Annotated in this window: 14 protein-coding genes; 9 read left to right on the top strand and 5 right to left on the bottom strand. The window is 34.8% G+C overall.

The window, feature by feature from the left end; genetic code table 11:
- The first annotated feature begins 24 nt into the window (after window positions 1-24).
- From AB9K26_RS03785 to murI, 8 genes are all read left to right on the top strand, one after another.
- A complete protein-coding gene (locus AB9K26_RS03785; RefSeq protein WP_369971208.1) occupies window positions 25-681 on the top strand; it encodes an acetoin utilization protein acuB in 657 nt (218 codons plus the stop codon).
- On the top strand, window positions 681-1,565 hold the full coding sequence (locus AB9K26_RS03780; protein ID WP_369971207.1) for an NAD kinase: 885 nt from the start codon (window positions 681-683) through the stop codon (window positions 1,563-1,565). The genes AB9K26_RS03785 and AB9K26_RS03780 overlap by 1 nt, the downstream gene beginning before the upstream one ends.
- A 99-nt stretch (window positions 1,566-1,664) precedes the next feature.
- Window positions 1,665-2,354, top strand: a complete 690-nt coding sequence (locus AB9K26_RS03775; RefSeq protein WP_369971206.1) for a DUF6089 family protein — start codon at window positions 1,665-1,667, stop codon at window positions 2,352-2,354.
- Complete coding sequence (locus tag AB9K26_RS03770) at window positions 2,355-3,095, top strand: isoprenyl transferase (RefSeq protein WP_369971205.1); 741 nt, start codon at window positions 2,355-2,357, stop codon at window positions 3,093-3,095. It abuts the gene before it with no gap.
- 58 nt (window positions 3,096-3,153) lie between these two features.
- Complete coding sequence (gene bamA, locus AB9K26_RS03765) at window positions 3,154-5,652, top strand: outer membrane protein assembly factor BamA (RefSeq protein ID WP_369971538.1); 2,499 nt, start codon at window positions 3,154-3,156, stop codon at window positions 5,650-5,652.
- Window positions 5,653-5,810: 158 nt separating this feature from the next.
- Entirely contained in the window at window positions 5,811-6,866 is a 1,056-nt protein-coding gene (locus AB9K26_RS03760; RefSeq protein ID WP_369971204.1) for an OmpH family outer membrane protein, read from the top strand.
- A gap of 32 nt (window positions 6,867-6,898) precedes the next feature.
- Window positions 6,899-7,408 (top strand): OmpH family outer membrane protein, encoded by a 510-nt coding sequence (locus tag AB9K26_RS03755; RefSeq protein WP_369971203.1) that lies wholly within the window; start codon window positions 6,899-6,901, stop codon window positions 7,406-7,408.
- 68 nt (window positions 7,409-7,476) lie between these two features.
- Window positions 7,477-8,253: a glutamate racemase gene (murI, locus tag AB9K26_RS03750; RefSeq protein ID WP_369971202.1), complete on the top strand. Its 777-nt coding sequence runs from the start codon at window positions 7,477-7,479 to the stop codon at window positions 8,251-8,253.
- Here murI and AB9K26_RS03745 read toward each other — a convergent pair whose 3' ends face one another.
- From AB9K26_RS03745 to AB9K26_RS03735, 3 genes are read right to left on the bottom strand one after another with little or no spacing between them, the layout of a single operon-like run.
- The gene (locus AB9K26_RS03745) at window positions 8,254-8,766 is read right to left on the bottom strand and encodes a gamma carbonic anhydrase family protein (protein WP_369971201.1); all 513 of its coding nucleotides are present in this window, start codon (window positions 8,764-8,766) and stop codon (window positions 8,254-8,256) included.
- A 16-nt stretch (window positions 8,767-8,782) separates the two neighbouring features.
- A complete protein-coding gene (locus tag AB9K26_RS03740; RefSeq protein WP_369971200.1) occupies window positions 8,783-9,517 on the bottom strand; it encodes a LytR/AlgR family response regulator transcription factor in 735 nt (244 codons plus the stop codon).
- Window positions 9,518-9,553: 36 nt separating this feature from the next.
- The gene (locus AB9K26_RS03735; RefSeq protein ID WP_369971199.1) at window positions 9,554-11,692 is read right to left on the bottom strand and encodes a histidine kinase; all 2,139 of its coding nucleotides are present in this window, start codon (window positions 11,690-11,692) and stop codon (window positions 9,554-9,556) included.
- 209 nt (window positions 11,693-11,901) lie between these two features.
- Here AB9K26_RS03735 and AB9K26_RS03730 point away from each other — a divergent pair, with 209 nt between their 5' ends.
- Window positions 11,902-13,059 (top strand): hypothetical protein, encoded by a 1,158-nt coding sequence (locus AB9K26_RS03730; protein WP_369971198.1) that lies wholly within the window; start codon window positions 11,902-11,904, stop codon window positions 13,057-13,059.
- 166 nt (window positions 13,060-13,225) lie between these two features.
- Here AB9K26_RS03730 and AB9K26_RS03725 read toward each other — a convergent pair whose 3' ends face one another.
- Both AB9K26_RS03725 and AB9K26_RS03720 read right to left on the bottom strand, forming a co-directional pair.
- Window positions 13,226-14,236 (bottom strand): type IX secretion system membrane protein PorP/SprF, encoded by a 1,011-nt coding sequence (locus tag AB9K26_RS03725; RefSeq protein ID WP_369971197.1) that lies wholly within the window; start codon window positions 14,234-14,236, stop codon window positions 13,226-13,228.
- A gap of 8 nt (window positions 14,237-14,244) precedes the next feature.
- Window positions 14,245-14,389: T9SS type B sorting domain-containing protein (locus AB9K26_RS03720; protein WP_369971537.1), on the bottom strand; the 145-nt coding region annotated here is incomplete at its 5' end.

Below are 14,389 nucleotides of genomic sequence, written 5' to 3'. Positions count from 1 at the left end.
ATTTGCATGAGAAATTTGATTTAAATGCCATTACGAGAATTCATACTAAACGACATTAAACCTTTAAACATTACAGACAAGGTTAGTGACTTGCAAATGATGTTTAATGAGCTGACATATTCCCATATTCCTATTCAAAATAACGGCTCCTACTTGGGCTGTATTTCTGAAACTGATGCGCATTGTTTTGATGGCGATCGCTCTATTTCAGAATGCAATTATGCCATTGAGGGTTTTTTTGTAAGAACCCATACGAATTGGTTAGACGTTCTAGAAATGTTTGCGATTAACTCCTGCAATATCATGCCAGTTTTAAGTGACAAAAACACCTATTTAGGTTATTATGAGCTTAATGATATTATTGGTTTGTTTAATGAAACGCCTTTCTTTTCAGAACCTGGAGGTGTTTTGATTATTGAAAAGGGTATTGTAGATTATTCCTTCAGTGAGATCAGTCAGATTGTAGAATCTAATGATGCTAAAATATTGGGTGCCTTTGTATCCAAAATGGAAAATGGAGTTGTTCAAATCACTTTAAAAATAGGGAACGCTGGTCTCAATGATGTCATCCAAACATTTAGAAGGTACAGTTACAATATCATTTCTGGGCACGAGGAAGATACTTATATCGAGAATTTAAAAGAGCGATCTGAGTACCTTCGAAAATATCTTGACATCTAATGAAAATTGCCATATTCGGTCAATATTACCACAACAACACACAGGAGAGCATAGAACGTCTTTTAACTGTGCTTGCCCATAAAAATGAAGATGTATTTATTGAAAATGATTTCTTCAATATCATTAAACATGAAAGTGAATCACCTTCAAAACTTGAAGATTTCAAAACATTTCAAGTATTAGACAACAGTTACTCCTTACTTATAAGTATAGGAGGTGATGGTACTATTTTAAGAGCCATCACCTACGTTAGAGATCTTTCAATTCCAATAGTAGGTATAAACACAGGGCGATTAGGTTTTTTAGCGACGATTCAAACAGAACAAATTGAATCTGCGGTTGAAAGTATTTTGAAAGGTGATTACAAAACCTCAGAACGGACGCTTTTATGTGTCAAAACCATTCCTGAGAATAAGGACATTGTGGAAACAAATTTCGCTTTAAATGAAATAGCAGTGAGCAGAAAGAACACAACTTCCATGATTACTGTTGAAACCCATTTAAATGAAGAATACTTAACTTCCTATTGGGCCGATGGCTTGATAATTTCAACACCAACAGGATCTACAGGTTACTCCTTAAGTTGTGGCGGTCCTGTAATTACCCCTGAAACCAATAGTTTTGTTCTAACACCTATAGCACCTCATAACCTTAATGCAAGACCATTGGTAATTCCTGACACTACAGAAATTAGACTTAAAGTAGATGGCAGGGAAGAGTTTTACCTTATATCGTTAGATTCCCGAATAGCCTCCTTACACAATTCGACCATTGTGAGCATTAAAAAAGCGGATTTTAAAATCAAGATGGTAGAGCTGTTCCATGAAAGCTTTATTGATACACTAAGAAAAAAAATGCTTTGGGGCGAAGACAAGCGTAATTAAACAATAAAATCTTGCAAAAACTGTTTATCTGTAAGACTATTTGCCTCAAATTGTTATAGGCAAAACATAATTATTATATTTGCAAACTTTTAAAAATCTATGAGATACTTAATCTTGTTATTATTAAGTTTAATTTGTTTGAATTCCAGTCATTCCCAAATATATGAAGTTGGTGGTTTTGTTGGTGGAAGTAATTTTATTGGTGATGTTGGAGCTACTAATTATATATCCCCAAATACAGCTGCTCTTGGATTGATGTTGAAGTGGAATCGGAGTCCGAGACATTCATGGAGAGTTTCGGTAATCTATGCTGATCTTAAAGGCTATGACAAAGATTCTGACGACCCGAGACGAATCCAAAGAAATTATGAATTTGACTCCAATTTGCTTGAGTTCTCTGCAGGTATGGAGTTTACTTTTTTTGATTTCGACCTTCATACTTCAGAAATGAAAGTCACGCCTTATCTCTATTCTGGTATATCTGTGGCTAAACATGATAATTTTTACTATGACCTGAATGGAGACATCGTAGATGAAAACACAAGTAGTTGGGCCTACGGTATTCCTATAACTTTGGGGATTAAAACCAATATAACCAATCATATCATTTTAGGTGCTGAAATTGGTGCCAGATATACTTTTTCAGATGAAATTGATGGTAGTGTTCCAGATGGTGACTTTAACGGTCAATTCAGTATAGGAAACACCAATAGTAATGATTGGTATGTGTTTACTGGGTTGACACTAACCTATACTTTCGGACAAAGGCCGTGTTATTGTAATTTTTAAATGGATTTAAAAGAACAAATCATATTAAAAAGGTTACCAAACCATGTTGCAATCATCATGGATGGAAATGGACGTTGGGCCAAGCAAAAAGGACTTGTCAGGGTTATGGGGCACGAAAGTGGCACCAAGTCTGTAAGGCAAGTTGTTGAAGCGAGTGCAGAGTTAGGTATCAAACATTTAACCTTATATGCCTTTTCTACGGAAAATTGGAAACGACCTAAAATTGAAGTGCAGACTTTGATGAAGTTATTAGTGAAATCTTTAAAAAAGGAAATCAAGACTTTACAAGACAACAATATAAAGCTCTCTGCAATAGGATGTCTTAACGACTTGCCAAAAAAAGCTCGTGAAGAGCTTTCCGAAGTCATTGAAAAAACAAAAGACAATTCGCATATGACTCTAACTCTGGCTTTAAGCTATGGTTCAAGAGAAGAGCTTATAAACACAATCAAGAATATTGCAACGAACGTTAAAAATAATATAATTTCTGTTGAAAGTATTGACGAATCAATTATAAATAAGCATCTTTACACGCAAAATTTACCAGACGTAGATTTGCTAATTAGAACGAGTGGTGAACAACGTATTAGCAATTTCCTTTTATGGCAAATTGCTTATGCCGAATTGTATTTTACTGATATCTTGTGGCCTGATTTCACCAAAGAGGACCTTTATGAGGCTTTGATCAATTATCAAAACAGAGAACGACGATTTGGAAAAACCAGTGAACAACTTAGCTAACAAATTACTTTTGAAAACTTTTTTTAAGCACCTATTTACTTTCGCATTTATTGTCGTTATGAGTTCTCTTAATGCTCAAGACATTGCATTCAATAATGGTCAAACATATATTTTAGAAGAGGTTACTGTATCAGGTGATACCAACTTTAGTGAAGCCACTATTGTTTCCTTTTCTGGACTAAGGGAAGGCGAACAAATTGTAATTCCAGGTGAAAAAATCAGTAATGCCATTAAAAAACTATGGAATAGTAAATTATTCAGCAGTATTAATGTTTACTTGGTTAAAACAGATGGCAACAAAGCTTATCTAGAAATCAATCTTTCTGACTTACCAGAATTGAACAATGTTGAAATACAAGGTGTCAGAAAAGGTAAAAAAGAAGATCTTATAAAGGATAATAATCTCAATAAAGGTGTAAAAGTTACCGAAAACTTAATCACTACTACAAGAAACTACCTTACCAACAAATACAAAGAGGATGGATTCCTTAACACAAAGGTTACAGTAACCACAAAGGATGCTACAAACGATTCCATTCCTAAAAACCGTGTAGACATGTTGGTTTACATTGATAAGGGTGAGAAGGTAAAGATTGACAAAATCACTTTTCATGGCAATAACAAGCTTTCAGACAGAAAGCTTCGCAAGGCTATGAAAAATACAAAACAGAAGAATTTTATTCGCATTCTTAAACGTTCAAAATATATTGAGGAAAACTACAAAGAAGACCTCGTTAGTATTGTTGACAAATACAAAGAAAACGGTTATAGGGATGCAAGAATTATTTCTGATTCCATTACTTATGTTGATGATAATTCCATTCGTTTGGATATCACACTCGAGGAAGGAGAGCAATATAAGTTTGGTAAGATAACTTTTGTTGGAAACAGCGTCTACACCGATGAGCAATTACATTCGGTGTTACGTATAAAAGAAGGGTCTACCTATAATGGTGTTGAACTTAGAAAACGTATTGCAGACGACACGAAACCTGACGCACTTGATTTAACTAATTTATATCAAAATAATGGTTATCTGTTCTCTACCATAAACCCAGTAGAAGTGAGTGCCGAGGGTAACGTTATTGATATGGAAATACGTATTTCTGAAGGAAAACCTGCATACTTCAACAATGTTACCGTTACAGGAAACGACAGAACCAACGACCATGTAATCTACAGAGAATTACGAACTAAGCCTGGACAATTATACAGTAAGGCAAATGTTATTAGAACCATTAGAGAACTTGGTCAGCTTGGATTTTTTGATGCCCAACTACTCACACCTGATTTCAAAAACATGAATCCTAATGAAGGAACTGTAGACTTAGAATACAGTGTTGTAGAACGTGGTTCAAGTCAGATAGAGCTTCAAGGTGGTTACGGAGGTGGTGGCTTCATTGGTACGCTTGGGTTATCATTTAACAACTTTGCCATTAAGGATATTTTCAAAAAAGAAGCTTACAAGCCTGTGCCAATGGGAGATGGACAAACTTTAGCTTTACGCTTACAAGCGTCACAGTTTTTCCAAACGTATAGTTTCTCGTTTTCAGAACCTTGGCTTGGAGGTAAACGTCCAGTACAGCTATCGACATCATTGTCGCACACAAAGCAATTTCTTTTTGACCCTGTAACAAGAGGTGCCGACAGAGATAGACGCTTTAACATTACTGGTCTTTCTGTTGGATTGGCTAAACGTCTTAAAGTGCCTGATGATTATTTTACATTATCACAAGCTATTGGTTTTCAACATTACAATCTAAAAAATTACAATACTGGATTATTCACTTTTGGCGATGGTTATTCAAATAACCTATCATATACTATCGGTTTGAGTCGAAATAACCTCTACACAGACCCTATTTATCCTGAAGGTGGTTCTAGCTTTACCATTAGTGCTAAAATGTCTTTCCCATATTCGTTGTTTAACAATGTAGATTACAAAGCACTTGCTGATGAACGTGATGGCTTAGACCCTTCCGATGCAGATGATTTGGAACGTATAGGTGAAATTGATCAAGAACGCTTTAATTGGTTGGAATTTTACAAAATCAAGGTTAAGGGAGATTGGTATACGCGTATCGTAGATAAATTAGTAATCAAGTCTGGTTTAGAATTTGGTTTCTTGGGTGCCTATAATAACGACCGAGGACTTATCCCTTTTGAGCGTTTCTTCTTAGGAGGTGATGGTTTGGGTAATTTCTCTCTAGATGGTCGTGAGGTTATTCAGCTTAGAGGATATCCTAATCAGTCTTTATCTTCCGTTGATGGTGGAACCATATATAATAAATTCTCTTTGGAATTACGTTATCCTATTACACTTGGTGCACAAGCCAAAATCTACGGATTGCTATTTACTGAAGGAGGCGCATCGTATGATAATTTTAGAGATTACAATCCTTTTAGTCTTAATCGTTCTGCAGGTTTCGGACTTAGAATTTTTATGCCTGCCTTTGGATTACTTGGTATTGATTTTGGTCACGGATTTGATCCTATTCCTGGTACAAATACCAAAAACGGATGGGAAACTCACTTCATAATTGGTCAACAATTTTAATTTTGGCACGATATTTTCTATATGCATTATGGACGATTTAATGGCAGTGTTAAAATTTTTCAGAATATATTTCGTTACTTTGAAAAGCAAAACAATGGCGGAATCGTTATCTTTATCTGTCATTTAATTATTAAAAGTAGATATCTATAAATCATAATATGAAACAGATGAAGTATAAAGTTCTTTTTTTAGTGACCTGTTTAAGTCTAATGAGCTTTATTTCCAATGCACAACGTGGTGTTAGAATAGGTTATATTGATACCGAATATATTTTACAGAATATTCCAGAGTATCAACAAGCCACATCACAACTAGAACAAAAGGTACAGCAATGGAAAGCTGAAATTGAACAACGTTTAAATGCTGTTGAACAAAAGAAAAAACAGCTTGAAAATGAAAGTGTTCTTTTAACAAAAGAACTCTATGAAGAACGTTTAGAAGACATTACTTACGAAGAAGCAGAAATCTTAGATTACCAACAAAAAAGATTTGGTCCTAATGGTGACTTAATGATTCAGAAGAAACAATTAATGCAACCTATACAAGATCAAATTTTTGCTGCAGTACAAGAAATTGCTGGAAATAAAAAGTATGATTTTATTTTTGATAAATCTGCCGATGTTGTAATGCTTTATTCAGCTGAACGATTTGATATTAGTGAATTGGTTATTCGAAGCATTACTAGAACATCAAAACGTACACAAGCTAATTCTCGAGCAGAGCGAAGAGAAGCTGAAAAAGAAGAAGTGGTACCTGAAATAAATGAAGAACTTGACGAACGTCAGAAGGCTTTGGAAGAAAAAAAATCAGCTCGTGAAACTGCCATTGCAGAGCGTCAAGAAGAACAACAAAGACGTAGAGATTCTCTAAAAAATGCTGCAGCAGAGCGTCGTCAAAAAATATTAGATGAAAGAGCTGAAGCAAAGGCCAAACGCGATAGTATGAACAATGCTAATCGTAACAAAGCTAAAGATTCAACTCAATCTGCAAGAAAATCAGGAGACAAAGAGGAGGCTTCCAAAAAAGACGACTCAGAAAAAACACCAGCGGAACTTGCTGAAGAAAAAAGACAACAAAAAATTAAAGATCGTGAAGCAAGGCAAAAGGCCTTAGACGAAAGAAGAAAAAAGATTTTAGAAGAACGAAGAAAAGCAAAAGAAGAGCGCGAAGCGCAACGTAAAGCTAAAGATTCGGTCCCTAATGAAGATAACTAAAAACAATAATTATAACACGTAAAAATTTGAAAATGAAACAATTAAAAACCCTTTTATTTGCATGCTTAATTTTTGTTGGAGCGACTAGCTTATCAACAGCACAAAGTAAAATTGCACATATAAATACAACGCAGTTGGTTGAGGCGATGCCAGAGATGAAATCTGCACAGGCAGAAATTGAAAAACTGTCTAAAACCTATGAAGCTGAAATCAAGACCATGATGACTGATTTGCAAAACAAGGTAAAACAATATCAAGCTGAAATGGATACCAAAACAGAAGAAGAAAATGCTACAAGAGCTCAAGAAGTTCAGCAAATTGAGCAAAGTATCCGTCAATATCAAGGGAATGCGCAGCAAGACCTTCAAAAGAAAGAAGCTGATTTGTTAAAGCCAATTTTTGAGAAAGCCAAAGCAGCTATCGATAAAGTAGCCAAAGCCCAAGGATTTCAATACGTATTAGACTCTACTCAAGGTGGTGGTGTATTGGTAGCAGATGGAAAAGATTTATTACCAGATGTTAAAAAAGAACTTGGATTTTAATCAAAACGCTTAAAAATATAAATATGAAAGCCACTTCTTAATAGTGGCTTTTTTATTTTTGTATCATTATGACACAACCTATCGGTATATTTGATTCTGGAATTGGAGGCACTTCCATCTTTAAGGAAATTCATGCCCTTTTGCCTTATGAGAACACTATTTATTTAGCCGATAGTAAATATGCGCCTTATGGTAATAAAAGTAAGCAAGAGATTATTGATCTTAGTATCAAGAATACCGAATTATTGTTATCGAAAAATTGCAAACTCATTGTTGTGGCGTGTAATACGGCAACCACTAATGCTATCAAAATCTTAAGAAACAATTATAATGTTCCTTTTATTGGTATAGAACCTGCAATTAAACCTGCAGCGTTAAATACTCAAACAAAAGCTATTGGCATACTCGCTACAAAAGGAACCTTGTCTAGTGAATTGTTTCACCAAACGACAGACTTGTATAGTAATGGTATCAATGTAGTTGAGCAAGTTGGTGAAGGTATCGTACCACTTATTGAAGATGGAAAAACCTATTCCGAAGAAATGAAAGCTTTGTTGGAAGCTTATCTCAAACCAATGCTTAAAGCAAACATTGACTATCTTGTTCTAGGATGCACCCATTACCCTTATCTTATCCCCTTACTTTTGGAAATGCTTCCGAAGCATGTAAAAATAATTGACTCTGGATTAGCAGTTGCTCGTCAAACCAAAAATATTCTAGAACAGAACACGCTGTTGAATCTTCGTAAAAAGGCTTCAAAAAATATATTCTATACCAATGGTCGCGTGTCCATTCTAAAAGACATTCTTGAGAATCAATTTGAAGTAAAATCTCTAGACTTCTAGCTATTTAAACCAACTGGAGTATTTTACATAGTTGTTGGCTATTCGATCGATTTCTCCAGAAATCAACTCTTCGCTAATATCCTTAATTTTCTTGGCTGGGATCCCAGCATAAATACTACCAGCTTCCACTCTTGTATTAGCTGTTACAACTGCACCTGCTGCAATAATTGAGTTTTGCTCAACAACACAATCATCCATAACAATACTTCCCATGCCAATTAGCACGTTATCATGAATGGTACATCCATGAACGATGGCGTTGTGACCAATTGAAACATTATTACCAATTGTAGTGGGTGATTTTTGATAGGTAGCATGAATGACGGCTCCATCCTGTACATTAACCTTGTCTCCCATTTTTATAAAGTGTACATCACCTCTAACAACAGCATTGAACCAAATACTGCATTGTTTACCCATCGTGACATTACCAACTATTGTTGCATTATCGGCAATAAAACAATCGCTTGGTATTTGAGGATGTATATTATTAACTGGTTTTATAATTGGCATTGTTTCCTTTTTTAAATTATTTGAAATACGCTAATAAATTGGCTTTTTTTGAGGCTGATACCATAATTTGTTTCCCATTGCTCAATTCGACACAACCACCTTTACCTTTGAGATACTTAGTAACCTCATTAACATTGACTAGGTAACTTTTATGTACTCTCGCAAATCCGCTTTCACTTAAAATGTCTTCAAAGTACTTTAATGTTTTACTCACAAGTCGCTTCTTATTATTATTTAAATAAATCTCGGTATAGTTATCATCTGCTTTACAATACAAAATATCAGCTGTTTCCAAAACCTCAAAACCATTTTGCTGTGGTATTGTAATCTTACCATTTACGCTATTGGTATTTGGTACTAACACCTGATCTTGTAGTGCTTCCTCCTTCAATTTGATGTCTGTAACATAATCTACAGCCTTGATCAAATCATCAATGGAAATAGGCTTCATTAAATAATAAGAAGCATGTGCGTTCAAGGCCTCGATAGCGTAATGGTCATAAGCCGTTACAAAAATGGTTTCAAAATTTACATCACCAACCTTATCCAACAAATCAAATGCATTTCCGTAAGGCATTTCCACATCTAAAAACACCAGATCCAAAGTATGGGTTCTTATTAACACCAGAGCATCGTCAATATTTGATGCCTCTCCTATAATATCAATATTCGGACAGTATTTTTTAAGATAATTCCTTAGAATATCTCTACTGGTTTCTTCGTCTTCAACTATAATAGATTTTAGTTTCATGGTATGAGCCTGAGGAAGCAGGAACTTATTTTTTGATTAATCCTTTTTTAAGGTAACAACAACTTTGGTACCCACATCATCTTGATCTTGAAAATCTTCAATAGATACATCAACCTTGTCTTTATACATTTCATTTAAAATAGCAACACGTTTTTTAATATTACCCATGCCTTTTGAATTTTGCTTTTGTTGATGTTCTGTTTTCAAAGCCTTAGAGCGTGCTCTACCGATACCATCATCGGAAACGGTTATAGTAATTTCATGTTTACTTTTCTTGGCAATCTGTATATTTAAATGCCCTTTTTCAGTTTTGTAACGCAAGCCATGCCAAACTGCATTTTCAATGTATGGTTGAAGAAGCATCGGCGGAATCTTATAATCATAAACACGCACATCTTCTTCAACGATAATGCTGTAATCAAACTTATCCTTAAACCTGAAATGTTCCAATTTAGCGTATAAATCAAGTAGCTCGATTTCCTTTTCCAATGGAATAAAATCTTCTTCACTGTTTTCTAAAACCGAACGCATAAGACGCGAAAAATCTGATAAGTATTTATTAGCAGTACGTTCATCACTGGATGCTATAAAACTATTGACAGAGTTTAAGGCATTAAAAATGAAATGTGGATTCATCTGACTTCTAAGTGATTTCAATGCCAAAAGATTATTGGCCAATCGCTGTTGCTTAATGTATTTGTACATCACAAATGCCGTCACAGTCAACAATAAAATTCCAGCTATTAAAGAATAAATAATGATTTGCTGGTTCTTGTTTCGTTCTTCAACCAAACTCCTATTTAGGGCACGGTCACTTTCAAGACTTGTGATTCTATTTTGCTGTTCTGTTATATTTCTTCTAAAACGATCTGCTTGAGATAATTCTTGTTCACGTTTGATGTAGAGTTCATCAACAACTTCCGTATAAGCTCGAAATGTTTCTAAAGCCTTTTGATAATTTCCAGCGTCAACAAAAACATCTGAAAGCTTCTTAGTCGCGTCCTTTTTAACAATAAGATCTTCTTTGTCATCGGCTTCTTCTATACTGCGCTCTAAGTATGGAATGGCATTAGTGTAGTCGTTTTGCAAAGCATAAGCACTTCCAATTTTATAATTTTGTTTTTGAGGTGTGAGCGCACTGGAATTGTCGATTATGGAATCGTTTTGAATCCCAATAACATCTTCAATGATTTCTTTTCTAAGTTGAATTTCCTCTTCATAATTTCTGTTGGTATTCTGAAAATCGGCAACAGTTACTTTTTCTTGTAAGGCGCGCTTTTTGTTTTCCTTTGAAGCCAAATTCATCGAACTATCAAAATACTCTTCAGCTTTTTGTGTTTTTCCTGCAGCACTGTAGGTTTGGGCAATTTTAGAGCTTAAATCGGTAATCTTAGGAGAAATCAAATGTTTCTTAGCAACGTCCAAGCCTTTTTGGTAAGCATCAAGCGACGCCTCATAATCTTTAATATTGTTATATGTATCGCCTAGACCTTCATATAAAGTTACCAATTGATAGTTACCAAGTTTATTTTTATCGATAGCCTTGTATGTATCTATGCTCTCTTGATAATTTTCATTGAGTTCATAAGCTTTTGCCAATCCTAATTTTGCATCGTTGGTTTCAACATTTTGAAGACTAATTCTGTAATTTGTAACCGCCAAATCATATTGTTTCCAATGCATATAGACTTCAGCTAAAACCTGATAGGCTTCAGCGTTTTGTGCCACAGAATTGCTTTGCGTTAAAGCTTCTCCAACAAACTTGATGCTTTTCGCTACATCTTCTTTTTTATATGCTAATACTGAATCAATTAGTGAATTAAAAAGCTTGGTGTTTCGCTTATATCTAGAATTTGTAGGTCGTTTAACAGCAGGTTCAACTTCAACTGTAATACGCTCATTACTCGTAATGGTATGGTATACTGTTTCAAAATCTTTGTGCCTAACAACAAGTTCATCTCCTATTTGAGCCTGGATTCTAAAACGTCCCTCAGAATCAGTAATCGTATAAGCACCTCCATTAATTTGGATGTTTACTTTAGGAATCGGTAAATACGTATCGCTTTCTCTAACAGAGCCTCTAATGGTTAGGAGCTGGTCTTTTTCCTGAGCCAAAACAACATCTGTTGACAACCCACAAACAAGTAATAGTAATATGATGGTAATCTGTTTCATTTCTATAATTTGCACTGACTAACTTACATACTTTAATCCATTAAATAAAATAGTAAAATGGCATTTTGGACGATTTCATTCTCTAAATAGTCTATTTCACTCATTTTAAATACGGCTTTACTAATTAAAGAGAAACACTCGCTCATTGCGGATTTTATTTTAAAAATGTTGCATCTAGTTTTATACTATCAATCTTAAAACATTTTAAAATGAAAACAATCCTTAAAACACTTCTACTAAGTGTTATGACTATTACAAGTCTATCATGCAATGCCAACGAAAACGCTAATAAAAAAACTTCTACTGCTCTTGCTGAAGTTAAGATTCACGAATCCACACAACAATATATCAAAGTTGCACTTTTACTGGATACCAGTAATAGTATGGATGGGTTAATAGATCAAGCCAAAGCTCAATTATGGGATATTGTCAATGAGTTGTCTTATGCAAAATGCGGCAATGAAAAACCAAAACTCGAAATAGCATTATATGAATATGGCAATGATAATCTTAACAGTAGAGAAGGTTATATTCGTCAGGTTTTAGGTTTCAGTGACGATTTAGATGAAATTTCAAAACAATTATTTTCCCTTACCACCAATGGAGGTAATGAATATTGTGGTCATGTGATTCAAAGTGCAGTAAACCAACTTTCCTGGGGAAACAATCCAGACGACTTAAAATTTATTTTTATAGCAGGTAATGAGCCTTATACTCAAGGGTCTGTAAACTATCAAATGGCATCTAAACTGGCACTAGATAATGATGTAACGGTTAATACAATATTTTGTGGAGACTATAATCTAGGTATTTCAACCTATTGGAAAGAAGGCGCAGATTTAGCTCATGGTGATTACATGGCAATTAATCACAACAAAGCAACAACTTATGTGTCAACACCTTTTGATGATCAAATTCTTAATCTAAACCAACAATTAAACAATACTTATATTGCTTATGGAAGCCTAGGGCAAACAAAAATGGAACTCCAATCACAACAAGATGACAATGCAAAAGGATATAGTTCAGAAAATGCCGTTAGTAGAACCGTAAGCAAAAGTTCTCATCTATATAAGAATGCCACTTGGGATTTGGTTGATGCTGCTCAAGAAAAAGACTTTGACTTTAAGTCTATTGATAAAAAAGACCTACCTAAAAACTTACAAGGTAAAACTGCTGAAGAAGTCGAAGCCTATATTTCCAAAAAATCGGAAGAGCGTAAATCCATCCAATATCAAATCCAAACCCTTAATCAAAAGCGTCGGGATTATATTATTGGGCAACACAAGAATGATGAAAGTAGGCTTGATAATGCTATGATTAAAGCCATCAAAACACAAGCAAAAGCTAAAAAGTATAAATGGTAATATTAAAATTTGGGCGTTCCTTCTCGTTTTAAAAACAAGAAGGTCATGCTCTCAGCAGTCGCTTTCAAAATAAATATTTTGAAGAGCTCCAACAAAGCTTCGATCATTAACGCAAAAAGTCTCGATTAACCTCGAGACTTTTTTGGTGTTTTCTACAGCAATTGTATTAATTAATTGCAGGACAATTACACTCGTATTTTTCACGCTTACAATTGAAGTTATAACCTAAAGTAATTTGGTGAAACCCTCCATTGTTAAAGACTACAGAATTTGCTTGATATGAATACGTATAAGCAAACACAAAGTTGTTATAATCAACTCCAATAAACGGTGTGAAGTATTGCAACTTTTGGCTACTTACTCCTGTGCCTTCTAAAAACTCGGCACCATCAAAACTTCTTCTATACGATAAACCACCCCAAAGCTTACCAAAATCCATTTCTCGGTATACCTTGGCATTAATATCAATTGATGATTCCTCGGTAGCATCTCTATACATGTACATAATTGAAGGCTCATAACTCCAATCACTACCATAGCTACTAAAGGTGTTTCCTAAAGAAAGTAAATACGTTCTTAAGTTGTCATAGCTCAGACCTTGTTCATTAAAATTAATCCCTTCATTACTTAAGACATTTTTAATAGTAGCATGGGCATAAAAATCAATATAGTGATAGGAAAACCCAAAGTCTACATTAAAGTTTGTTGCACTTTGCTCAACACCAGCAATAATAGGATCATATCCATCCGCTAAAAACTCTGTTTCATCAAGCTTATATTGAATAAGACCTGCACTTAAACCAAATGAAAGCATGTTCAGATCAATTTCATTTCTTGAAAACATAAGATGGTGGGCGTATGTTAAATATGCACCTGTTTGCGAATGGTACCCATTCTTATCATTGTAAACAATAGCACCAACTGCAGATGGTGAATCTCCTATCCTACTATTAACACTCAATGTCTGTAAAGATGGAGCTTCATCTTGTCCAAACCATTGTTGTCGTGCTGTTAATCTTACTTTAGCACAGTTTGCGACACCTGCCATTGAAGGATGGATCAAATAATAATTATCTGTTAGATAATCAGCATAAATTGGTAATCCTTCTTGTGCATTTCCTAATGTTGTTAATAATGCTAAGCTAGCTAGTAAACTAAGTCTTTTAAATAAATTCATATCTATCTTTATCTTTTCAGGGTAAAATGGGCTTTGAACTCTTTTCTCTCGCCTGTGTTCGGCTCGCCGTACTCCACCACGAACCAGTAATCGCTCGTTGGCATCGGGCTGCCGTTGTAGGTTCCGTCCCAACCGTCACCGGTAGGGCTGATC

Source organism: Psychroserpens sp. XS_ASV72 (assembly GCF_041224425.1).
Taxonomy (GTDB): Bacteria; Bacteroidota; Bacteroidia; order Flavobacteriales; family Flavobacteriaceae; genus Psychroserpens.
The sequence above is the reverse complement of the archived record's forward strand: the minus strand, read 5'-3'. Positions and strand labels throughout refer to the sequence as shown.